Origin of the sequence: Streptomyces sp. L7, assembly GCF_050990935.1 — a bacterium.
In the GTDB taxonomy this organism is placed as follows: domain Bacteria; phylum Actinomycetota; class Actinomycetes; order Actinomycetales; family Microbacteriaceae; genus Leifsonia.
Map to the genome: position 1 here is coordinate 253,398 of NZ_CP194644.1, position 22,721 is coordinate 276,118.

Sequence of the window (22,721 nt, forward strand, 5' to 3'; positions counted from 1 at the left end):
TAGCCCCACCGCGACGGCCGGGCGGGATTCGCCCCCGCCCGGCCGCCGCACCCACCGAAGGAGTTCCATGTCGACGACGACATCCGTCCGGACCAGCCCCGCCGAGGCGCCGGCACCGGCCAAGACCCGCCGCAAGCGGCCCAAGGGCTGGTGGCTTCCGCTGGTGCTGCTGGCGCCGGCCATCATCTTCGAGTTGCTCATCCACGTCATCCCGATGGCCACCGGCATCTGGATCAGCTTCCTGCAGCTCACCAAGTTCTTCATCGCCAACTGGAGCGAGGCGCCGTTCGTCGGCCTCAAGAACTACCAGGTCGCGCTGGACTTCAACACGTCCATCGGCGCCGGCCTGCTGACCTCGTTCCTCATCACCTGCAGCTTCACGATCCTCGTGGTCGGGCTCTCCTGGGCGCTCGGGATGGCCGCGGCCGTCGCTCTGCAGGGCCGGTTCCGCGGGCGCGGATTCTTCCGCACCCTCTTCCTCGTGCCCTACGCGTTGCCGCTCTACGCGGGCATCATCACGTGGAAGTTCATGCTCCAGAAGGACACCGGGGCGGTCAACCACTTCCTGTTCGACAACCTCGGCCTCCCGGGCCAGAAGCCGTTCTGGCTGATCGGCGACAACGCGTTCTGGTCGATCGTCATCGTCGCGATCTGGCGGCTGTGGCCGTTCGCCTTCCTGATGCTGATGGCCGGCCTCCAGTCCATCCCGGGCGAGGTCTACGAGGCGTCGGCGGTGGACGGCGCGAAGCCGTTCCGGCAGTGGCGGTCGATCACCCTCCCGATGCTGCGGCCGGTCAACGCCGTGCTGCTGCTGGTGATGTTCCTGTGGACGTTCAACGACTTCAACACGCCCTATGTGCTGTTCGGCAACGCGCAGCCCGCGGCGGGCGACCTGATCTCGTTCCACATCTACAACGCGTCGTTCCTGACCTGGAACTTCGGCTCGGGAGCCGCGATGAGCGTGCTGCTGCTGATCTTCCTGCTCATCGTGTCCGGCATCTACCTGATCGTGCTCAACCGGAGGAACCGCAATGCGTGAGACCGTCTCGTCCAAAGTCTTCCGCTGGGTCGTCGTGGTCTTCCTGACCCTGTTCACTGCGGTGCCGCTCTACGTGATGATCACCTCGTCGGTGAAGCCGCTGGCGGACGTGCAGGGCGCCTTCACCTGGTGGCCGACGAACATCACCTTCCAGCCGTTCATCGACATGTGGTCGACGGTGCCGCTGGCGTCGTACTTCGTCAACAGCGTCATCGTCGCCAGCGCCGCGACCATCCTGAGCCTGATCATCGCCGTCTTCGCCGCCTACGCGGTGTCGCGGTACCGGTTCAAGGGCCGCAGCATCTTCACCACGACCGTGCTGTCCACGCAGATGTTCCCGGGCGTGCTGTTCCTGCTGCCGCTGTTCCTCATCTTCGTGAACATCAACCAAGCCGTCGGCATCCAGCTCGTCGGCACCCGCTGGGGACTGGTGATCACCTACCTGACGTTCGCGCTGCCGTTCGCCATCTGGATGCTCGCCGGCTACTTCGACGGCATCCCGCGGGACCTGGACGAGGCGGCGATGGTCGACGGCTCCGGTCCGATGGGCGCGCTCTGGCACGTCGTGCTGCCTGCTGCCAAGCCCGGCCTGATCGCGGTCGCGATCTACTCGTTCATGACGAGCTGGGGCGAAGTGCTGTTCGCCTCGGTCATGACGACGGACGAGAACCGGACGCTCGCGGTCGGCCTGCAGCTCTACTCGACTCAGACGAATGTGTACTGGAACCAGATCATGGCGGCCTCCCTCGTCGTGTCGATCCCGATCGTGGTCGCGTTCCTCATCCTGCAGCGGAGCTTCGTGGCCGGCCTGACCGCCGGCGCCGTCAAGTGACCCGCGACAGCACCTGAACACCTGCCCCCGAAAGGAATCATGGACCGCCCGTCTCCCCTCCTCGCCGTCGACGGAACCCCTGTGGTCTGGCTCGGAGCGAACTTCTGGTCGCGCACCGGCGGCCCGCTCATGTGGAAGCGCTACGACCCCGCGATCATCCGTCAGGAACTGCGAGTGCTCGCCGATCACGGCCTCACCATGACCCGGTCGTTCTTCTACTGGCCGGACTTCCATCCCACCCCGGACACACTCGACGAGCAGTGTCTGGCGAACTTCGCCGACTTCCTGGATGCCCACACGGAGACCGGGATGACGACGGTGCCGACCTTCCTGGTCGGCCACATGTCGGGCGAGAACTGGGACCCGGCGTGGCGGGAGGGGCGCGACCTCTACAGCGACGTCTGGTTCGTCGGGCGGCAGGCCTGGTACGTGCGGGAGCTCACGGCGCGGTTCGCCGCGCATCCCGCAGTGGCCGGCTGGCTGCTGACCAACGAGATGCCGATCTACGGCGGGGAGGCGCCGCGGCCGATCGTGGACGCCTGGGCCTCCCTGCTGGTCGACGCCGTCCGCGCCGGCGGCGGCACGCAGCCGGTCGCGGTCGGCGACGGGGCCTGGGGCATCGAGACGACCGGTCACGACAACGGCTTCTCGGTGCGCGACCTCGCGCGGTTCACCGACTTCGTCGGGCCGCACGTCTACCGGATGGAGACCGACCAGACCCGGCAGCACCTCAAGGCGGCGTACATCGCGGAGCTCTCCGCTGTCGGCCTCCCGGTCATCATGGAGGAGTTCGGCCTCACCAGCGACTTCGTCTCCGACGAGGGCGCGGCCTCCTACTACCGGCAGCTCCTCTACACGACTCTGCTCGCCGGAGCGACCGGCTGGATCGCGTGGAACAACAGCGACTACGACGACCTCGCCGACCAGCGGCCCTACTCGCACCACCCGTTCGAGATGCACTTCGGCATCACCGACCGTCACGGTGCGCCCAAGCCGCCGCTGCGCGAGCTGGCCCGGTTCGCCGCCGACCTCGCGGCCATCGACCTCCCGAACGCGAACCGCACGCCGGTGGACGCCGCGATCGTCGTGCCGTCGCACCTGGAGGCGGACTACCCGTTCACGAACGAGGCCGAGCGGGCGCACATCGTGGCGACCGGCGAGCAGGCGTACCTCGCGGCGCACGAGGCGCACATCCCGGTCGCCGTGGTCCGCGAGCGGGAGGACGGCGGCATCCCGGTCGGCTACGGCCTGTACCTGCTGCCGTCGATCAAACAGCTGTGCGCGACCTCCTGGCTGCAGTTGGAGGAGCTGGCCCGCGACGGAGCGACCGTGTACGCGTCGTACTCGCACGGCGACAGCGGCGTGCAGCGCGGGCCGTGGTGGACGAACACCGAAGCGCTCTTCGGCGTGCGCCTGCAGAGCGCGTACGGTCTGGCCGAGCCGGTGACCGACGAGACGGCGACGATCCGGTTCGTGATGGACTTCGGGCCGCTGACCGCCGGGACGGTGCTGACGTTCCCCGTGGCCGGCAACGAGAACGGTCGGACGTTCCTGCCGGTGCGGGCGACCTCCGGAACCGTCATCGCTGTCGACTCGCACGGCCGCCCGGCGATCGTGGTGAAGGAGCACGGCGCGGGCCGCGCGGTGCTGTCGACTTATCCGCTGGAGTACTTCGCGTCCGCGCGGGCGCGCAGCAACCCCGAGGACACCTGGCGGTTGTACGACGCGCTGGCCTCGGTGGCCGATGTGGAGCGCGACGTGCGCCTCGACGACCCGCGGGTCTTCGTGGACACGCTGGTGCACGACGACGGGCGGCGCTTCGCGGTGTTCGTGTCGCAGCACGCGACACCGGTCACGGTGCGGCCGGTCGTGGCGGGGGAGCTTCGGACGCTCGCGGGCGACGCGTCGGGCGACCTGGCGCTCGACCCGTACGGTGTGGCGGTGCGCGAGGTCGTGCTGGACTGACTCGGACCTCTGCTACGGTCCAACCATGACCTTGGGGGAAATCGGCAGGCCGTCGCGGCCGCCGTTATCGCGGTGTTCCTGTCGGTCGCTCTGGGCGGATGCGCGTCGGATGCGCCGCCCACGAACGCCGCGACGACGAACGTCGCGGCCCCCACGACGACACCGGCCGCCGCACCCACCGTAGAGCCCAGCGGGGAGGCGGAGACAGCCGAACAGACCGCATGGAAGGCCTGCGCGGCCGTCGCGCAGGACGAGTACGTGTCCAAGAACCCGGGTTCGAGCATCGAGCCGTTCCTGGCGTCCAGAGACACCTTCCAGGACTTCGGTGACGGCGCGCCGCGCATGATGGTCGGCGTCCACCCGGCACAACCCGTCGCCGGCTCCGGAGGGATCGTCGTCGTCTGCACGATGTCCGACACGAGCCACGCGGCGACCGTGGTGTCCTGGACGATCAAGGACGTTTGACCCAGCCCTTCGGCATTCGCATCAGGAGTCCGTCGGCGCGTGGCGCTCGAGGAAGTCGTAGACCTCCGTCGAGTCCACTCCGGGGAACGTCCCTGTCGGCAGCGCCGCGAGCAGCGACGTGGGCGTGCGGGCCGCCGGCCACGCCATCCCCTCCCAGCGGTCCGCGAGCGCGCCGGACGGGCGGCGGCAGCACGATTCGTCGGGGCAGCGCGACACGGCCCGGTGCGTGGTCTCGCGGCCGCGGAACCATTTCACGTGCGCGAACGGCACGCCGACGCTGACCGAGTAGTCGCCCTCCTTGGCCTTCTCGATGCGGGAGGTGCACCAGAACGTCCCGCGCGGGGTGTCGGTGTACTGGTAGTACGGGCTGAACCGGTCGGCGACGTCGAAGACCGTCCGGGCGGTCCAGCTCCGGCAGACCGGCGTGCCCTCGATCGCGCCGAGCGCGTCTGAGGGGAAGGCGACCGAGTCGTTCTCGTAGGCCTTGATGATGGTGCCCGACTCGTGCACCTTCATGAAGTGCACCGGGATGCCGAGCCGCGCGGTCGCCAGGTTGGTGAACCGGTGGCAGGCGGTCTCGTACGACACCGCGAAGGCGTCGCGGAGGTCCTCCATCGAGATGCGGCGGAAGTTCTTGGCCTCGGCGAGGAACGCGACGGCGTCCTTCTCCGGCAGCAGCAGCGCCGCGGTCAGGTAGTTGGTCTCCACCCGCTGTCGCAGAAAGTCGGCGTAATTTCCGGGCTCGTCGTGACCGAGGAGCTGGGAGGCGAACGCCTGAAGGATGGGGGAGCGGGAGTCGCGGGAGGCCGACTGCTCGGTCGGCAGGTAGATGCGGCCGTTGCGCTTGTCGGTCACCGACCGGGTCGAGTGCGGGAGGTCGCCCACGTAGTGCAGCGAGAAGCCGAGGCGGTCGGCCATATCCGCAACGGTCTGGTGCGAGACCGGGCCTCCGGAGTGGCCGACCGCGGTCAGGAGGTCGGCGGCGATGGCCTCCAGGTCGGCGAAGTAGTTGTCGCGGGCGCGCATCGTCGCACGCAGCTCGGCGTTGGCGCGGCGGGCCTCCTCCGGGGTCGCCGCGCGCTCCTTGTGGAGACGCGCGACCTCCTGGTGCAGGGCCAGGATCGCCCGCAGCGTCGCGTCGGGGACCGCCTTGGACACCCGCACCGGGTCGATCCCGAGCGCGCCGAACACCGGCCCGCGCTGCGCCCGCTCGACCGCGATCTCCAGGGCTGCGCGCTCGTCGGGGGCGTCGGGGGCCAGGAGGTCGTCCACGGTCACGCCGAGGGCGGCGGCGATGGCGCGGAGCTGGGCGAGGCGCGGCTCGCGGTTGCCGTTCTCGATCGCGGACACCTGGGACGGCGCGCGGTCGATCGCGGCGGCGAGGGCCTCCAGCGTCATCGCCTTCTCGAGGCGGAATGCGCGCACGCGCCGGCCGAGGGTGAGCGCGTCGGCTCCGATCGGCTCGTCGTCGATCCGGACAGCGGTGTCGGTCATGCAGGCCATGCTGACACTCCGGCGAAGTTCTGGCAAACAGAAGAACCCGCGAATTTCTGTCGACGGATCCTCTCCGGACGTGTTGCGGCCGGGCCACGATCGTGTCATCCGATCCGACCGATGGAGGTCACGATGAACACCGCAGCCCGTCCCGGGGACACGACGCAGACCGCCGCCGAGCTCCGCCTCGAGTGGGACGCCGACCCGCGCTGGTCCGGCATCCGCCGCGACTACACGGCCGAGGACGTCGTGGCGCTCCGCGGCCCGGTGCGCGAGGAGCAGACACTCGCCCGACGCGGCGCCGAGAAGCTCTGGGAGCTCATCCAGCGCGAGGGCAGCGGCCCGGACGCGCAGTGGGTCGCCGCGCTCGGCGCCCTCACCGGCAACCAGGCCGTCCAGCAGGTCCGCGCGGGCCTGGAGGCGATCTATCTCTCCGGCTGGCAGGTCGCCGCCGACGCCAACCTGTCCGGCCAGACCTACCCCGACCAGAGCCTGTACCCGGCCAACTCGGTTCCCGCGGTCGTCCGCCGGATCAACAACGCGCTGCTGCGCGCCGGCCAGGTCGAGGGCCCCGACGGCCCGGTGGCCGACTGGATGGCGCCGATCGTCGCCGACGCGGAGGCCGGCTTCGGCGGCCCGCTCAACGCGTACGAGCTCATGCACAGCATGATCCAGGCCGGCGCCGCGGGCGTGCACTGGGAGGACCAGCTCGCCAGCGAGAAGAAGTGCGGCCACATGGGCGGCAAGGTGCTCGTCCCGACCGGACAGCACATCCGCACCCTCAACGCCGCGCGGCTCGCGGCAGACGTCGCGGGCGTCCCCACCATCGTGATCGCCCGCACAGACTCGCTCGCGGCAACGCTGCTGACCAGCGACCACGACGAGCGCGACCGGCCGTTCCTCACCGGCACGCGCACGGCGGAAGGCTTCTACGAGGTGACAGGCGGCATCGAGCCGGTCATCGCCCGCGGCCTCGCCTACGCGCCGTACGCCGACCTGCTCTGGGTGGAGTCCGCCGAGCCGGACCTGGAGCTTGCGCGCCGCTTCGCCGAGGCGGTGCACGCCGAGTTCCCCGGCAAGAAGCTCGCCTACAACTGCTCGCCGTCGTTCAACTGGCGCAAGCACCTGGACGACGAGACGATCGCCCGGTTCCAGCGCGAGCTGGCGGCGATGGGCTACGCGTTCCAGTTCATCACCCTCGCGGGCTTCCACGCCCTCAACTACTCCATGTTCACGCTCGCCAAGGACTACGCCGACCGGCAGATGAGCGCGTACGTGGACCTCCAGGAGGCCGAATTCGCCTCCGAGAGCTCCGGATACACCGCCACCCGCCACCAGCGGGAGGTCGGCACCGGCTACTTCGACCGCATCGCGACCGCGCTCAACCCCGAAAGCGCCACCCTCGCCCTAGTCGACTCCACCGAACAACACCAGTTCTAACCCCACCCACCCCCGTCCCCAGCCATCGCTTCCTCACTTTCTCGCGCCGACACGCAGTGCGAGGCGGGAGAAAGTGAGGAACGGATGGCGGGGGAGACGAGAAGGAGATACGACCATGATCGAGATCACCGGGCCCCGCGTCGACGGGACCGACGACATCCTGACCCCGGAGGCGCTCGCCTTCGTCGACCACCTGCACCAGGCCTTCGCCGCCCGCCGCCAGGAACTCCTGCAGGAGCGCCGACGTCGTCGCGAGGAGGCAGGCAACGGCCGCGACCCGCGCTTCCTCAGCACCACCGAGGTGATCCGCGACGACCCGCACTGGCGCGTCGCCGGCGCCGGCCCCGGCCTGGAGGACCGCCGTGTGGAGATCACCGGCCCGACCGACCCGAAGATGGCGATCAACGCCCTCAACTCGGGAGCCCGCGTCTGGCTCGCCGACCAGGAGGACGCCACCAGTCCCACCTGGGCGAATGTCGTCGGCGGCCAGCGCACACTGTTCGACGCCGTCCGCGGGCAGCTCGCCTTCACCAGCCCCGAGGGCAAGGATTACCGGGTCACCACCCCGCACGAGCACACGCCCACCATCGTGATGCGCCCGCGCGGCTGGCACCTGGTCGAGAAGCACCTCGCCTTCACCGACCGGGCCGGGCGCACCACCCCGGCCAGCGCCTCCCTCACCGACTTCGGGCTGTACTTCTGGCACAACGCCGAGGAGCTGGTCGCGTCCTGCCGCGGACCGTACTTCTACCTGCCCAAGCTGGAGTCGCACCTGGAGGCGCGGCTCTGGAACGACATCTTCGTCTTCGCCCAGCAGCGGATCGGGATGCCGGTCGGCACGGTGCGGGCGACGGTCCTGATCGAGACCATCCCGGCCGCGTTCGAGATGGAGGAGATCCTCTACGAACTGCGCGACCACTGCGCCGGCCTCAACGCCGGCCGCTGGGACTACATCTTCTCGATCATCAAGACCTTCCTCGGCCGCGGCAAGCGCTTCGCGTTCGGCGACCGCAGCGGCATCACGATGACGGTCCCGTTCATGCGGGCGTACACCGAGCTGCTGGTCGCCACGTGCCACAAGCGCGGCGCCCACGCGATCGGCGGCATGAGCGCCTTCATCCCGAACCGCCGCGACGCCGAGGCGACCGAGCGCGCCCTCGCGCAGGTCGCCGACGACAAGCGCCGGGAGGCCGGCGACGGCTTCGACGGGACCTGGGTCGCGCATCCCGACCTCATCCCGACGGCGCTCGCCGAGTTCGACGCGGTGCTCGGCGACCGGCCGAACCAGGTCGAGCGGCTGCGCGAGGACGTGCACGTCACGGCGGCCGAACTCCTCGACGTCACGTCGGCCGGTCGCACGGTCACCGACGCGGGAGTGCGCTCGAACGTCTCGGTCGCCCTCCGCTACATCGAGGCCTGGCTGCGCGGCACGGGAGCCGTCGCGATCGACGGGCTGATGGAGGACGCCGCGACCGCGGAGATCTCCCGCTCGCTGCTGCGGCAGTGGATCGAGAACCGGGTCGTCACCGCCGAGGGAACGCCGGTCGACCGTGCGCTCGTCGCCGGGATCCTGGCCGAGGAGTGCATCCGGCTCAGCGCGGACGCGCGCACCGCGGGAGTCGCGGACCGCTTCGACGATGCGGCCGAACTGCTGGCGGAGGTGTCGCTCGCGGAGGAGTTCCCGACCTTCCTGACCATCCCGGCCTACACCTGGTTCCTGGTGGACGAGCCGTCGCAGGAGCAGATCGAGGAGACCGTGGAGGAGCTGGCGCCGGCCGTCTGAACCGGGCGTGGCCGGCGTCGACGGCTGTGGTTGCCGTCACCGGGGGTGGTGCTCGAGGTACTTCTCGAGCACCACCCCCTGATTCAGTTCCGGGTCGCGCGCGCCGACGAGCAGCGTGACGACGGGATGCGTGTCGCCCAGCTCGCGGAGCTGCGCCACCGCCGGGTTCGCGTCGAGCTCGGCGTCGTAGCGCACGACGAACTCGTCGAACAGGGGCGCCTCATGGTGGAACCAGCGCCGCAGCTCGGTGGACGGCGCGACGTCCTTGAGCCAGAGGTCCACCTTCGCCTTCTCCTTGGTGAGGCCGCGCGGCCAGAGCCGGTCGACCAGCACGCGGAGGCCGTCCTCCACGGCGGGCGGGTCGTAGACGCGCTTGACGCGGTAGACCATGTCGAGACCTCCTACAGCATCGTGAGGGTCGGCTCCTCGTGGGTGCCGACCGGGAAGTGGGCGAGGAAGACGACCCCTTCGGGTCCGGCGTCGAACCGGGCGATGCGGGCGCCCTCCTCCTCGTAGAAGGTGTCGCCGGCCTCCAGAGTGACCACCGCACCGCCCTCGACCTGGTAGAACGCCGAGCCGCGCTCGATCGAGCCCACCACCGGGCCGTTGTGGAGGTGGAGGCCGCCGGCGACGTCCGGCTGCATCGTGATGCGGCGCGTCTGGATACGGCCGACCGGGCGCGGGTTGGCGAGCGTGACGTCCTGCACGATCTCCCGAACGATCGGCCCGATCTCCTCGACCGGCCTCATCGCCTCGACCGGCCTCAGCTCCTCGGCGCTCATAGCGGAGCCAGCAACGCGTCGCGGAGGCTGTCGCCGAGTCCGGGCGGGATTTCGACCGACACGGCCAGCGCCTGGATGGCGCGGCTGAAGTAGTTGCGAGCCGCGGCGGCCAGTGTGATGTCGACGATCTCGCGGTCCGTGAAGCCGAGCTCACGCAGCCGCAGGGAGTCGGCATCGGTCATGGACGCGGAGTCCTCGCTGACCCGCTTCGCGTAGTCCATCATCGCGACCTCGGCCTCGCTCAGTCCGGCGTCGTGGAAGTCGCGGGCGACGGCCTCCACGTCGGCGGCGTCCATGACCGCGAGGGTCTTGCGGCCGTGCGCGAGGCGGCAGTGCTGGGAGCGCGTGCCCTCGGCGGCGGCGAGGGTGACGAGCTCGAAACGCCGTACGCCGAGCTGGGCGATGATCGCCCGGACGAGCTGCTCCCAAGCACGGTACGCCTCGGGATTGGACGCCATCACGCGGGTGTACTCGGCCACGTAGCCGAGGTCGCGCTCGTCCTTCGCGTAGATCTCGGCGATGTCGCCGGTCGCCTCGCCGGGTTCGACGGTCTGGATGATGGTCATGTGTCCTCCTCGCACCTCGCGGGATTCATCGTGCCACCGGCGGGCCGGGCGTGCCAGAGCGGACGAGCGCAGAGGCGTGCGCGGCCGCTCAGTGCGCGAAGGCCGCCTCGGACGGCGCGTCCGCCGGCTTGCCGACGAAGAACGAGCCGACGACCCCGAACAGCGAGATGATCGCCGCCGCGAAGAACGCCGCACGGATCCCGCCCGCGGTGGCCGCGTCGAGCGAGGCTCCGCCCGCTGCGAGGGTCGCGGTCTGCGCCGACAGCACGGCGACCAGCAGCGCCGTGCCCGCCGCGCCGCCGACCTGCTGGATGGTGCCGAGGATCGCGCTGCCGTGCGAGTACAGGTGCGGAGGCACCGCGCCGAGGCCGGCCGTGAAGAGCGGCGTGAACATCAGCGCCAGGCCGAGGCTCATCGTGATGTGCGCGACGAGCACCAGGTAGATCGGGGTGGTCTCGGTCACCATCGTCAGCCCCCACATCACCAGGCTGACCAGGATCGCTCCGGGGATCACCAGCGGGCGCGGCCCGATCCGGTCGTAGAGACGGCCGACGAACGGCGCGGCGAGCCCCATGACCAGGCCGCCGGGCAGCAGGAGCAGGCCGGTGCCGAGCACGTCGAGGTGCAGCACGTGCTGAAGGTAGAGCGGGAGCACGATGATGACGCCGAACAGCGACGCCGTCGTGATCGCCATCAGCACGATCGCGGCCGTGAAGATCGGGCTGCGGAAGGTGCGGAGGTCGAGCAGCGCGCGGTCCGTGCGCTGGAGGAGCAGTTGCCGGGTGATGAACGCGGCGAGCGCGACGACGCCGACGGCGAGCGAGCCCCACAGCATCGGCCCGTTGCCGGCGGCGGCCGGCCCGGTCTCGCTGCTCAGCGTCAGCCCGTAGACCAGTCCGCCGAAGCCGAGCGCCGACAGGATGACCGAGAGCACATCCACCCGGCTCTTGCGGGTCTCGGTGACGTTCTCGACGAATTTCGCGCCGATCAGCAGCATGACGAGCGCGATCGGCAGCACGATCAGGAAGATCCAGCGCCACGCCAGGAAGTTGAGGATGACGCCCGAGATGGTCGGGCCGATCGCGGGCGCGACCGAGATGACGATGGAGACGTTCCCCATCGTGCGGCCGCGCAGCGCCGGCGGCACCAGCGTCATGAGGGTGGTCATCAGCAGCGGCAGCATGATGGCGGTGCCGCATGCCTGGATCACCCGGGCGACGACGAGGATGCTGAACCCGGGCGCGACGGCGGCGACCAGCGTGCCGAGCGAGAACAGCGACATCGCCGCGATGAAGGCCTGCCGGGTGGTGAACCGCTGCAACAGGAAGCCGGTGATCGGGATGACCACCGCCATCGTGAGCATGAAGGCGGTCGAGAGCCACTGCGCGGCGAGTGCGTCGATGTGGAGGTCGTCCATCAGCTTGGGGATGGCGACACTCATGATCGTCTCGTTGAGGATCACGACGAACGTGGCGGAGAGCAGGAGCCAGATCACGCGCTGATCGCGCGCCGCGATGCGCGGCTGGCCGTTGTGCGACCCGCCCTCGGCCTGACGGGTCGCTTCGGTGTCGATGGCGTCGGCGCGAGGCGCAGGTGAGGTCTTCTCAGTCACCGGTCCACACTATCCGCGACCCCCGACACCGTGGGTTTCGATCAGATGAACTCACCGCCCCGTTCACTCTCCGCGTAACCCGGAATACCGCAGCCATCTCTTCCTCACTTTCTCCCGCCTCCACTCGGCGTGTTGCGGGAGAAAGTGAGGAAGAGACGGCTGGGCGGGCGGGCGGGAGGGGGTCAGGAGGCGAGGCCGCGGACTTCGCGGACGGCGTCGGCGACGGCAGGGGCGACGGCGACGAGGTCGGCTTCGGTGATGTCGGGGCTCCAGGAGAAGCGCACCGCGGTGCGGGCGATGTCCTCGTCGTAGCCGAGCGCGAGGAGCACGTGCGAGGCGTCCTCGCTGCCGGCGGCGCAGGCCGATCCGCTGGAGGAGACGATCCCGCGCCGCTCCAGCTCCAGCAGCACGGTCTCGCCGTTCGTCCCGGGGAAGACGAAGGAGGCCGTCCCCGGCAGGCGCGACGAGGGGTGACCGGTCAGCTCCGCTCCGGGTGTCTGCGCCAGCACCGCGGCCGTGAACGCGTCGCGCGCGGTCGTCGCGTGGGCGGCGTTCGCCTCCCGGTCGCGCATGGCCAGCCGGGCCGCCGTCGCCAGCGCGACCGCCCCTGCGACGTTCTCGGTCCCGGATCGGCGCCCGCGCTCCTGGCCGCCGCCGTGCAGCACCGGCTCGAGCGGGAGCCGGCCGCGCACGAACAGCGCGCCGATCCCCTTGGGGGCGCCGAGCTTGTGCCCGGAGACGCTGAGCGCGTCCACCCCGAGCGCGCGGACATCGAGCGGCAGCCAGCCCGCCGCCTGCACCGCGTCGGTGTGGAAGGGGACGCCTAGCGCATGCGCCGACGCCGCCAGCTCCGCGACCGGCTGGACGGTGCCCACTTCGTTGTTGGCGAGCATCACGCTCGCGAGCGTCGTGTCCGGCCGGAGCGCCGCGGCGAAGTCGGCGGGGGACACCAGGCCGTCGCGACCGACCGGAACGAACGTCGCCTCGAACCCGTGCACCCGCACCAGGTAGTCGACGGAGGCCAGCACCGCCTCGTGCTCGATCGGCGTCGTCACCAGGTGCCGGCCGCGGGGCGCGCCCAGCGCGATCCCCTTGACCGCGAGGTTGTCGGCCTCGGTGCCTCCCGAGGTGAACACGACCTCCGACGCCCGGCAGCCCAGCCACTCCGCGACCGTCGCGCGCGCGGCGGCCAGGGCGCGCGCCGCCGACTCGCCGACCGCGTGGTGGCTCGACGGGTTGCCGAAGTCGCCGGTGAGGTACGGCCACATCGCCTCCAGGACCTCGCGGCGCACCGCGGAAGTCGCGGCGGCGTCGAGGTACAGCCCGGTCATGCGTTCTCCAGCACCACGTCCAGGCCGAGGTCGAGCGAGCGGACGCTGTGCGTGAGCGCGCCCGAGGAGATCACATCGACGCCGGTCTCGGCGATGTCGCGCACGGTGGCGAGGCTGACGTTGCCGCTGGCCTCCACGATCGCGCGGCCGCCGACGATCGCGACGCCCTCGCGCAGGTCGTCCAGTGTGAAGTTGTCGAGCATGATCGTGTCCACCCCGGCGGCGAGCACCGGTTCGATCTGGTCGATGCGGTCCACCTCGACCTCCAGGTGCGTGGTGTGCGACAGCTCGGAGCGCACCCGGCGGAGGGCGTCGGTCACCGACAGTCCGGATTGGGCGGTGAGGATCGCGAGGTGGTTGTCCTTGGCCATCACCGCGTCGGACAGCGAGTAGCGGTGGTTGTGGCCGCCGCCGCTGCGCACCGCGTGCCGCTCGAACGCGCGGAGGCCGGGCGTGGTCTTGCGGGTGTCCACGATGCGGGCGGAGGTGTGGGCGACCTCCGCGACGAACGATGCGGTGAGCGTCGCGATGCCGGACATCCGCTGCACGAAGTTCAGGGCCACGCGCTCGCCCTGCAGCACCGAGCGGGCGGGGCCGCTCACGGTCGCGAGGGTGTCGCCCGCCTCGAACGCGTCGCCGTCCGCAACGGCCAGTCCCACCTCGATGGCGGGGTCCGTCAGCGTCATCGCGGCGGCGAAGACGGCGCCCCCGGAGAACGTGCCGGGCTCGCGCGCGGAAAGCCGCGCGGTGGCATATGCCGTTTCGGGAATGAGCAGCTCGCTGGTCAGGTCGCCCCACGGCGCGTCCTCGGCGAGAGCGGCTCGGACGACGTCGTGGATGGTCTGGCGGGTCAGCATGGAACGGTCACCTCGGTAGGAACGGACAGCGGTGCGAGCACGGTGTGGCGGGGCGTACCCGTCGCCGGCAGCGGGAAGTCGGAGCGGAAGTGGGCGCCGCGCGACTCCTCGCGCGACAGGGCGGAGGCGACGACCAGGCGGCCGAGCTGAAGGAGGTTCGCGTCCTCGCCGGGCTCGGGCATCCGGAAGGCGGCGAGCTCGCGGGCGGCGCGTTCGAGGCCGGCGCGGTCGCGGTGGAGGCCGGCGCCGGCCCAGAGGATGGACTGGAGCCGCGCGCGGTCGAACGGCTCGGCGCCCTCCGGGAGTTCGATCGCGGCCGACGCTGCGGGGCCGGGCTCGGCGACCCAGTCGGGCAGTTCGGCCCACGGCTCGCCGATCGTCTCCGCCGCGCGGTGGGCGAACACCAGCCCCTCCAGCAGCGAGTTCGAGGCCAGCCTGTTGGCGCCCTGCGCGCCCGTGCAGGCGACCTCCCCGACCGCGAACAGGCCGGGGACGCTCGTGCGCCCGAGGATGTCGGTGACCACGCCGCCCATCGCGTAGTGCGCGGCGGGCGTGACCGGAACCGGTTCGCGGGACCAATCGATCCCGGCGGCCCGGCAGGCGGCGTCGATGGTGGGGAAGCGGTGTGCGAGGAACTCCGCGCCGAGCGCGGTGGCGTCGAGCACGACGGGGAGGCCGCCCTGAGCCGCCATCTCGACGGCGATCCCGCGCGCGACGACGTCGCGCGGCGCGAGCTCCGCGTCCGGGTGGACGTCCAGCATGAACCGCTCGCCGCGCGCGTTGCGGAGCACCGCGCCCTCGCCGCGCACCGCCTCCGACACCAGGAAGGTGCGCGAGCCGCCGTCCGCGGACAGCAGCCGCAGTGCCGTCGGGTGGAACTGCGTGAACTCGAGGTCGGCGAGCAGCGCGCCGGCCCGGTACGCGGCCGCCACCCCGTCGCCGGTGGCGATCTCCGGGTTGGTCGTGTGCGCGTAGAGCTGCCCCCAGCCTCCGGTCGCCAGCACGACAGCGTCGGCGTCGAGCTCGGCCTCGGTGCCGTCCGCCAGCCGCAGTGCGACCCCGGAGGCCGCGCCGTCCGTCACGAGCACATCGCGGAGGAACGCCCCGGTCACCACGCGGATGCCGGCGGCGCGCACAGCCGCGTCGAGCGCCCGCTCGATCTCCGCGCCGGTCGCGTCGCCGCCCGCGTGCAGCACGCGCGCGCTCGAGTGGGCCGCCTCCAGCCCGCGGGCGAGTCCCGTCGCGTCGCGGTCGAACGCGACGCCGAGCGCGATCAGCTCACGCACCCGCGCCGGCCCGTCGCCGCAGAGCGCCTCCACGGCCTCCACGACGTTCAGTCCCGCGCCCGCACGCAGCGTGTCCGCGACGTGGTCGGCCACGCTGTCGTCGGAGAACACCGCTGCGGCGATCCCGCCCTGCGCGTACCGGGTGCTGCCGTCGGCGATGCCGCCCTTGGTCACGATCGTCACGTCGTGGCGCTCGGCCGCACGCAGCGCGGCGACGAGCCCGGCGATCCCGCTCCCGACGACGACGACGCGGGCCATGTCAGGCCGCCATCGTCGTGTCCGGCCGGGCGGCGAGCATGCGCTCGAGCGCCACCCGGGCGGGCGCGGCGACCTCGTCGGCCACGCGCACCTGGTTCACGACCTCGCCGCGCACCAGGCCCTCCAGTACCCAGGCGAGGTAGCCCGGGTGGATGCGGTACATGGTCGAGCACGGGCAGACCACCGAGTCGAGGCAGAAGATCGTGTGCTGCGGGTACTCCGCCGCCAGCCGCTGCACGAGGTTGATCTCGGTGCCGATGGCGAAGGTGGAGCCCGCGGGCGCCGCCTGGATCGCCTTGACGATGTAGTCGGTCGAGCCGTATTCGTCGGCGGCGTCCACGACCTCCATCGGGCACTCGGGGTGCACGATCACCCGGACGCCGGGGAACTCGGCGCGCGCGTGCTCGATCTGGCCGACCGTGAAGCGCTTGTGCACCGAGCAGAAGCCGTGCCACAGGATGACCTGCGCCTCGCTCAGCGACGTCTCGTCGTTGCCGCCGAGCGGCTTGCGCGGGTTCCAGAGCGGCATCCGCTCGACCGGGACGCCCATCGCCTTGGCGGTGTTGCGGCCGAGGTGCTGGTCCGGGAAGAACAGCACGCGCTGCCCGCGCTCGAACGCCCACTTCAGCACGGTCGCCGCGTTGGACGACGTGCAGACGATGCCGCCGTGCTCGCCGCAGAACGCCTTGAGCGCCGCCGACGAGTTCATGTACGTCACCGGGATGACCGGCACGCGTCCATCGGCGTCCGGCTCGGTGCCGTACAGGTCCTCCAGGGCCTCCCAGCACTCCTGCACCGAGTCGAGGTCGGCCATGTCGGCCATCGAGCAGCCGGCGGCGAGGTTCGGGAGGATGACGCTCTGCTCGGGCCGGGACACGATGTCCGCGGTCTCCGCCATGAAGTGGACGCCGCAGAAGACGATCGTCTCGGCCTCCGGGCGCGCCTTGGCGAAGTTGGCGAGCTGGAAGGAGTCGCCGACGAAGTCCGCGAACTGCACGACCTCGTCGCGCTGGTAGAAGTGGCCCATCACTGCGACGCGGTCGCCGAGGGTCGCCTTGGCGGCGCGGATGCGCCCGGCGAGCTCCTCCTTCGACGCGGTGCGGTATTCCTCGGGCAGCTCGCCCTGCTTCGGGGCGAAGGCGGGGATCGGGTCGTCCTGCGAAGCGCCCGGGCCGTACGAGGGCGGGGCGGAGTCGAACAGCCAGGGCCCGTCGACCAGCTCGGGGGCGCAGGTGGCGCCGTCGAGGCTGCCGCTCGAGATGAGCTGGATGGTGGTGTCGACCGATGCGATGGTCATGACTGCTCGCTTTCCGGGGTGGGACGTGTTTCCGGGGTGGGACGTTGGCGGCGGGCGCCGAAAGGAGGCTGCTGCCGGGGGAGCGGCCCCGCGTCGGCGAGGTCGATCGAGTCGTTGTAGCGGTAGAGCCGCGGTGGCCGGTGCCGCGTGCCGGTGAGGTAGTCGCCGGTGGCGACGACGGCGCCGGAGGACTCGATGGTCCGCCGGAAGTTCGCCGGGTCGAGCGGGCGGCCGAGGACCGCCTCGTGCACCTCGCGGAGCTGGGCGAGGGTGAAGCGCTCGCCCAGGAAGGCGTGGGCGATGCGCGAGTACTCCATCTTCGTGCGCAGCCGCCAGAGGGCGTACTCGACGATGACGTTGTGGTCGAAGGCCAGCTCGGGAAGGTCGTCGGCCGAGAACCAGCCGACGTTCTCTCCGGCCGTCGCCGCTTCGGCCTCCGCGCTGCCAACGAGCGCCCAGTAGACGATGGAGACGACGCGTTCGTCGCCGGGGGAGCGGACGGCGTCGCCGAACGTGTAGAGCTGCTCCAGGTAGCGCGGGGCGAGGCCGGTGGTGTCGGCGAGGGTGCGGGCGGCGGCGTACGCCAGGTCTTCGCCGACCCGGAGCGGGCCCCCGGGAAGCGCCCAGCGCCCTTCGAACGGGGCCCGGATGCGGCGCACCAGCGGCAGCCAGACCTGGGCTCGCCCTCCGGTGAGCTCGTCGGAGCGGAGCGCGAAGATGACCGTCGACACGGCGAGCATCGCACTCGCGCGTTCGTGCTCGGCCATCGCGGGCCTCCCGTCCGACTAAAGGTCACAGTGACCCTAAGTTGCGCACCATCTTAGTGTCAACATGACCAGAACACCAAACGGGCGGGCAACACTCGGGTCCGCGCGCACCCGCCGCGCGGACCCGTTATGCTGGCCGAGTCAACTGAATACCGGGCCATTCAGGCCGATGCGGGAGAGTCGCGCGCGCGAGCGGGCGGCACCGAAGGAGCAATCCTCCCCGACAATCTCTCAGGTACGCGTACCGCATCGGACTGGCCACTCTGAAAAGCAGGGCAGCACTTGCCCTCGCCCACGGTGAAAGCCGTCGCCCGCAGCAGCGGTCGCGGTGAAACTCTCAGGCCGGATGACAGAGGGGGAGTTCTTCACACGGAGCGCGCAGCGCGCTACCGTTCATCCCTCCGGCGACGGCCGGCGAACGGAGAACTCATGAGCTCGCACGACAGCCACACCGACGACGCAGGGACTCACCCCGCAGCGACCGCCGCGACGGAGCGCACCTCCCCGCTTCACGACGCCCACACCGCCGCGGGCGCGTCCTTCACCGACTTCGCCGGCTGGCAGATGCCGGTGCGCTACTCCAGCGACCTCGCCGAGCACCACGCGGTCCGCACCGCGGCCGGTCTCTTCGACCTGTCGCACATGGGCGAGATCGTGCTCATCGGCCCGGAGGCCGGGCAGGCGCTCGACTACGCCCTCGCCGGCAAGCTGTCGTCGCTCGCTCTCGACCAGGCGAAATACAGCATGCTGCTCTCCCGCGCCGGCGGCATCCTGGACGACCTCGTCGTCTACCGGACCGGCGACGACCGCTACATGGTGGTCGCCAACGCCTCCAACCGGGAGGCCGTGGCCGAGGAGCTGCGCGACCGCACCGCGCCGTTCGACGTGGAGGTCTACGACGAGAGCGACGACATCGCGCTCATCGCCGTGCAGGGACCCGCGGCGCTGAGCGTCGTGCTGGCGACCCCCGGCTTCCACCTCGAGGGCGACGACTTCGCCCAGCGGGTCACCGACCTCAAGTACTACTGGAGCATCCCGGCCGAGTTCGAGACCCACCCGGTGCTCGTCGCCCGCACCGGCTACACCGGCGAGGACGGGTTCGAGCTCTACACCGCGCCGGACAACGCGCGCGCCCTCTGGGACGCCCTCCTCGAGGCCGGAGCCGCGCAGGGCCTCGTCCCCGCGGGTCTGGCCAGCCGCGACACGCTGCGCCTGGAGGCCGGCATGCCGCTCTACGGCCACGAGCTGGGCCGCGACACCATGCCGGCCCAGGCCGGTCTCGGCCGGATCGTCAACCTCGCCAAGGACACCGACTTCGTCGGGCGCGCCGCCAGCGAGGAGGGCCCCGACGCCGAGGCACGCGTGCTGGTCGGCCTGATGGGCCAGGGCAAGCGCGCCGCCCGCGCCGGCTACCCGGTCATCGCCCCGGCCGTCGACGGCGGCGAAGAGGAGGTCGGGGTCGTGACCTCGGGCGCACTCTCGCCGACCATCGGAGTCCCGATCGCGATGGCCTACGTCGCACCGAGGTTCGCCCGGCCGGGCACCGAGCTGCACGTCGACGTGCGCGGCAGCAGCCTCCCCTTCACCGTCACCGCCCTCCCCTTCTACAGCAGAAAGAAGCACTGACCATGGCCGCAGAGCAGGACCTGAAGTACACCGCCGAGCACGAGTGGCTCCTCGTCGAGGGCGACACCGCGACGGTCGGCATCACGAGCTACGCGGCCGAGAAGCTGGGCGACGTCGTGTTCGTCGAGCTCCCCGCGGAGGGCAGCGATGTCGCTGCCGGCCGGGTGGTCGGCGAGATCGAGTCGACCAAGTCGGTCGGCGAGCTCTTCGCGCCCGTGAACGGCACCGTCGCCGAGGCCAACCAGGCCGTGGTCGACGCGCCCGAGCTGGTCAACAGCGACCCGTTCGGCGAGGGCTGGCTCATCAAGGTGACCTTCACCGCCCTCCCCGACGGCCTCCTCTCCTACGACGAGTACAAGGCCCTCACGGGCGAGTAAGGCAACCGCTAGACATGAGCGACCAGTTCCAGACGCGTCACATCGGCACCGACGGGGACGCGCAGCGATCCATGCTGTCCGCCCTCGGGTACGAATCGGTGGAGGCCCTCGTCTCCGCCGCAGTGCCGGACTCCATCCGCATCGCGCCCGGGCGCGTCTCCGCGCTGCCCGCCCCGATCAGCGAGCGCGCGGCGCTCCGCGAGCTGCGGGCGCTCGCCGCGCGCAACACCGTGAACCGCAGCCTGATCGGCCTCGGCTACTACGGCACGATCACCCCGGCGGTGATCAAGCGCAACGTGCTGGAGAACCCGGGCTGGTACACCGCGTACACGCCGTACCAGCCGGAGATCTCCCAGGGCCGCCTGGAGGCGCTGATCAACTTCCAGACGATGGTCTCCGATCTGACCGGCCTGGATACCGCGAACGCCTCCATGCTCGACGAGGGCACCGCCGTCGTCGAAGGCATGCTGCTGGCGCGCCGCGCTTCCAAAGCCGCCGGCGCGACGTTCGTCGTGGACGCCGACACCTTCCCGCAGACCCTGGCGCTGCTGCGCAACCGCGCCGAGGCGGTCGGCATCGAGCTGGTCGTGCTCGACCTGGCCTCCACGCCCGCCGACGCCGCGGAGCTGCAGGAGGCGTTCGGCCTGTTCGTGCAGTACCCCGGCGCCTCCGGGCGGGTGTGGGACCCGTCCGCCGTCATCGCCGCCGCGAAGGCCGCGGGCGCCGTCGTCGTGGCCGCCGCCGATCTTCTCGCCCTCACCCAGCTCACCTCGCCGGGCGAGCTCGGCGCCGACGTCGCGGTCGGCACCAGCCAGCGCTTCGGCGTCCCGATGGGCTTCGGCGGCCCGCACGCCGGCTACATGGCGGTCCGGAAGGGCCTGGAGCGCCAGCTCCCCGGCCGCCTGGTCGGCGTCTCGCAGGACGCGATCGGCAAGCCCGCCTACCGGCTCACCCTGCAGACCCGCGAGCAGCACATCCGCCGGGAGAAGGCGACCTCCAATATCTGCACCGCCCAGGTGCTGCTGGCTGTCATGGCCGCGATGTACGCGGTCTACCACGGCCCGGCCGGCCTGCGCGCGATCGGCCGCCACGTGCACCTCTCGGCCGTCGCGCTCGCCGACGCGCTGCGCGCTTCCGGGGTGGATGTCCGCTCCCGCTCGTTCTTCGACACCCTCGTGGTCGAGGTGGACGACGCGGCCACGGTCGTCGAGCGCGCCCACGAGCGCGGCCTCCTGCTGCACGCCATCGACGCCGGCCTGGTGTCGCTGAGCCTCGACGAAGAGACCGCCGCCGATCTGCGCGACGGCATCTTCCCGGTCGGCGACCTGATCGAGGTGCTCGGCGGGTCGGTGGACGGCGAGCCCGCGCTCGCGTTCGGGTCCGAGCCGTCATTCGATGGAGCCCTCGCGCGCACGTCGGACTTCCTCACGCACCCGGTGTTCTCCACGCACCACTCGGAGACGGCGATGATGCGCTACCTCCGTCAGCTCCAGGACCGCGACTACGCGCTCGACCGCGGCATGATCCCGCTGGGGTCGTGCACGATGAAGCTCAACGCGGCCACCGAGATGGAGGCCGTCACCTGGCCCGAGTTCGCCGCGCTGCACCCGTTCGCCCCCGCGGCGGACGTGGCCGGGTCACTCGAGCTCATCGACCAGCTCGAGGGCTGGCTCGCCGACGTCACCGGCTACGACACCGTGTCGCTGCAGCCGAACGCGGGCAGCCAGGGCGAGCTCGCCGGCCTCCTCGCGATCCGCGGCTACCACCGCTCGCGCGGCGACCTCCAGCGCACCGTCTGCCTCATCCCGCAGTCGGCGCACGGCACCAACGCGGCCTCCGCCGTGCTCGCCGGCATGAGCGTCGTCGTGGTCGCGACGGACGAACTCGGGAACGTCGACCTCGGCGACCTGCGCGCGAAGATCGCGGCCAACGCCGACACTCTCGCCGCGCTGATGATCACGTACCCGTCGACGCACGGCGTCTACGAGCACGAAGTCGTCGCGATCACCTCCGCGGTGCACGAGGCCGGGGGACAGGTCTACGTCGACGGCGCCAACCTGAACGCGCTGCTCGGCTACGCCCGGTTCGGCGACTTCGGCGGCGACGTCAGCCACCTCAACCTGCACAAGACCTTCTGCATCCCGCACGGCGGCGGCGGCCCCGGCGTGGGCCCGGTGGCGGCGAAGGCGCACCTCGCGCCGTTCCTGCCCGGCCACCCGCTCGCGCAGGACGCCACGCACGTGCTCGTCGGCGCGGACGGTCCTGACGGCCGGATCGAGCACGGCGGCGCCCCGGTCTCCGCGGCCCCGTACGGCAGCCCGAGCATCCTCCCGATCTCGTGGGCGTACGTCCGGATGATGGGCGCTCAGGGCCTGGCGGACGCCACCGGCGCCGCGGTGCTGGCTGCCAACTACGTCGCCGCGAAGCTGCGCGAGCACTTCCCGGTGCTGTACGCGGGCGACAACGGGCTGGTCGCGCACGAGTGCATCCTCGACGTCCGGCCGCTCACCGAGCGCACCGGCGTCACCGTGGACGATGTGGCCAAGCGCCTCATCGACTTCGGCTTCCATGCGCCGACCATGTCGTTCCCGGTCGCGGGCACGCTGATGGTGGAGCCGACCGAGAGCGAGGACCTCGCCGAGCTCGACCGCTTCGTCACCGCGATGGTCGCGATCAAGGCCGAGGCCGACGCGGTCGCCGCGGGTGACTGGCCGGCCGACGACAACCCGCTGCGGAACGCACCGCACACCGCGGAGTCGATCGCGACCTCCAACTGGGACCACGCCTACACGCGCGAGCAGGCCGTCTACCCGGTCCCCACGCTCGTCCGCAACAAGTACTGGCCGCCGGTGCGCCGCATCGACCAGGCCTACGGCGACCGCAACCTCTTCTGCGCCTGCCCGCCGCCGGAGGCGTTCGCCTAGTCTCCGCCCCATCACACCGC

General features: G+C 71.2%; 19 protein-coding genes and 2 riboswitches. Of the genes, 9 read left to right on the forward strand and 10 right to left on the reverse strand.

Annotated features, from left to right (window positions below):
* Positions 1–67: 67 nt before the first annotated feature.
* The 4 genes from ACR5MH_RS01295 to ACR5MH_RS01310 all read left to right on the forward strand — a co-directional run bounded on the left by ACR5MH_RS01295 (position 68) and on the right by ACR5MH_RS01310 (position 4,301).
* Positions 68–1,039: a carbohydrate ABC transporter permease gene (locus tag ACR5MH_RS01295; protein ID WP_433862194.1), complete on the forward strand. Its 972-nt coding sequence runs from the start codon at positions 68–70 to the stop codon at positions 1,037–1,039.
* Positions 1,032–1,871, forward strand: a complete 840-nt coding sequence (locus ACR5MH_RS01300) for a carbohydrate ABC transporter permease (protein ID WP_431349288.1) — start codon at positions 1,032–1,034, stop codon at positions 1,869–1,871. Before ACR5MH_RS01295 ends, ACR5MH_RS01300 begins: the two co-directional genes overlap by 8 nt.
* A gap of 39 nt (positions 1,872–1,910) precedes the next feature.
* Positions 1,911–3,836 (forward strand): cellulase family glycosylhydrolase, encoded by a 1,926-nt coding sequence (locus ACR5MH_RS01305; RefSeq protein ID WP_433862195.1) that lies wholly within the window; start codon positions 1,911–1,913, stop codon positions 3,834–3,836.
* Positions 3,837–3,908: 72 nt separating this feature from the next.
* Positions 3,909–4,301 (forward strand): hypothetical protein, encoded by a 393-nt coding sequence (locus tag ACR5MH_RS01310; protein ID WP_433862196.1) that lies wholly within the window; start codon positions 3,909–3,911, stop codon positions 4,299–4,301.
* A 21-nt stretch (positions 4,302–4,322) separates the two neighbouring features.
* On the opposite strand, the gene ACR5MH_RS01315 is transcribed toward ACR5MH_RS01310, so the two are convergent.
* Positions 4,323–5,795, reverse strand: coding sequence for a helix-turn-helix domain-containing protein (locus tag ACR5MH_RS01315; protein WP_431349291.1), 1,473 nt, complete (start codon positions 5,793–5,795; stop codon positions 4,323–4,325).
* Between the two features lie 132 nt (positions 5,796–5,927).
* On the opposite strand from ACR5MH_RS01315, the gene aceA reads away from it, so the two are divergent.
* Both aceA and aceB read left to right on the forward strand, forming a co-directional pair.
* Positions 5,928–7,235 carry an isocitrate lyase gene (gene aceA / locus ACR5MH_RS01320; RefSeq protein WP_431349292.1) on the forward strand — a complete coding sequence of 436 codons (1,308 nt, stop codon included), beginning with the start codon at positions 5,928–5,930 and terminating at the stop codon, positions 7,233–7,235.
* 115 nt (positions 7,236–7,350) lie between these two features.
* Complete coding sequence (gene aceB, locus ACR5MH_RS01325; protein ID WP_431349293.1) at positions 7,351–9,018, forward strand: malate synthase A; 1,668 nt, start codon at positions 7,351–7,353, stop codon at positions 9,016–9,018.
* A gap of 36 nt (positions 9,019–9,054) precedes the next feature.
* Here aceB and ACR5MH_RS01330 read toward each other — a convergent pair whose 3' ends face one another.
* The 9 genes from ACR5MH_RS01330 to ACR5MH_RS01370 form a co-directional block, all read right to left on the reverse strand.
* A complete protein-coding gene (locus ACR5MH_RS01330; RefSeq protein ID WP_431349294.1) occupies positions 9,055–9,408 on the reverse strand; it encodes a DUF488 domain-containing protein in 354 nt (117 codons plus the stop codon).
* A gap of 11 nt (positions 9,409–9,419) precedes the next feature.
* Complete coding sequence (locus ACR5MH_RS01335) at positions 9,420–9,800, reverse strand: hypothetical protein (RefSeq protein ID WP_431349295.1); 381 nt, start codon at positions 9,798–9,800, stop codon at positions 9,420–9,422.
* Positions 9,797–10,366, reverse strand: coding sequence for a peroxidase-related enzyme (locus ACR5MH_RS01340; protein ID WP_431349296.1), 570 nt, complete (start codon positions 10,364–10,366; stop codon positions 9,797–9,799). The genes ACR5MH_RS01335 and ACR5MH_RS01340 overlap by 4 nt, the downstream gene beginning before the upstream one ends.
* 88 nt (positions 10,367–10,454) lie before the next feature.
* The gene (locus ACR5MH_RS01345) at positions 10,455–11,978 is read right to left on the reverse strand and encodes an MDR family MFS transporter (protein WP_433862198.1); all 1,524 of its coding nucleotides are present in this window, start codon (positions 11,976–11,978) and stop codon (positions 10,455–10,457) included.
* 182 nt (positions 11,979–12,160) lie between these two features.
* The gene (locus ACR5MH_RS01350; protein ID WP_431349297.1) at positions 12,161–13,309 is read right to left on the reverse strand and encodes a cysteine desulfurase family protein; all 1,149 of its coding nucleotides are present in this window, start codon (positions 13,307–13,309) and stop codon (positions 12,161–12,163) included.
* The gene (gene nadC, locus ACR5MH_RS01355) at positions 13,306–14,166 is read right to left on the reverse strand and encodes a carboxylating nicotinate-nucleotide diphosphorylase (protein WP_431349298.1); all 861 of its coding nucleotides are present in this window, start codon (positions 14,164–14,166) and stop codon (positions 13,306–13,308) included. The genes ACR5MH_RS01350 and nadC overlap by 4 nt, the downstream gene beginning before the upstream one ends.
* A complete protein-coding gene (nadB, locus tag ACR5MH_RS01360; RefSeq protein ID WP_431349299.1) occupies positions 14,160–15,710 on the reverse strand; it encodes an L-aspartate oxidase in 1,551 nt (516 codons plus the stop codon). Before nadB ends, nadC begins: the two co-directional genes overlap by 7 nt.
* Position 15,711: 1 nt before the next feature.
* Positions 15,712–17,007, reverse strand: a complete 1,296-nt coding sequence (gene nadA / locus ACR5MH_RS01365) for a quinolinate synthase NadA (protein ID WP_431349300.1) — start codon at positions 17,005–17,007, stop codon at positions 15,712–15,714.
* The gene (locus ACR5MH_RS01370) at positions 17,004–17,774 is read right to left on the reverse strand and encodes an NUDIX hydrolase (protein ID WP_431349301.1); all 771 of its coding nucleotides are present in this window, start codon (positions 17,772–17,774) and stop codon (positions 17,004–17,006) included. Before ACR5MH_RS01370 ends, nadA begins: the two co-directional genes overlap by 4 nt.
* A 162-nt stretch (positions 17,775–17,936) precedes the next feature.
* Positions 17,937–18,031, forward strand: a riboswitch (glycine riboswitch).
* 1 nt (position 18,032) lies between these two features.
* Positions 18,033–18,134: riboswitch (glycine riboswitch) on the forward strand.
* A gap of 69 nt (positions 18,135–18,203) precedes the next feature.
* Between ACR5MH_RS01370 and gcvT the strand changes: the two genes are divergently transcribed.
* The 3 genes from gcvT to gcvP are packed head-to-tail and all read left to right on the forward strand — an operon-like array spanning position 18,204 to position 22,701.
* Complete coding sequence (gene gcvT, locus ACR5MH_RS01375) at positions 18,204–19,400, forward strand: glycine cleavage system aminomethyltransferase GcvT (protein ID WP_431349302.1); 1,197 nt, start codon at positions 18,204–18,206, stop codon at positions 19,398–19,400.
* A 2-nt stretch (positions 19,401–19,402) separates the two neighbouring features.
* Complete coding sequence (gene gcvH, locus ACR5MH_RS01380) at positions 19,403–19,777, forward strand: glycine cleavage system protein GcvH (RefSeq protein ID WP_431349303.1); 375 nt, start codon at positions 19,403–19,405, stop codon at positions 19,775–19,777.
* 14 nt (positions 19,778–19,791) lie between these two features.
* On the forward strand, positions 19,792–22,701 hold the full coding sequence (gene gcvP, locus ACR5MH_RS01385) for an aminomethyl-transferring glycine dehydrogenase (protein WP_431349304.1): 2,910 nt from the start codon (positions 19,792–19,794) through the stop codon (positions 22,699–22,701).
* The last annotated feature ends 20 nt before the right edge of the window (positions 22,702–22,721 follow it).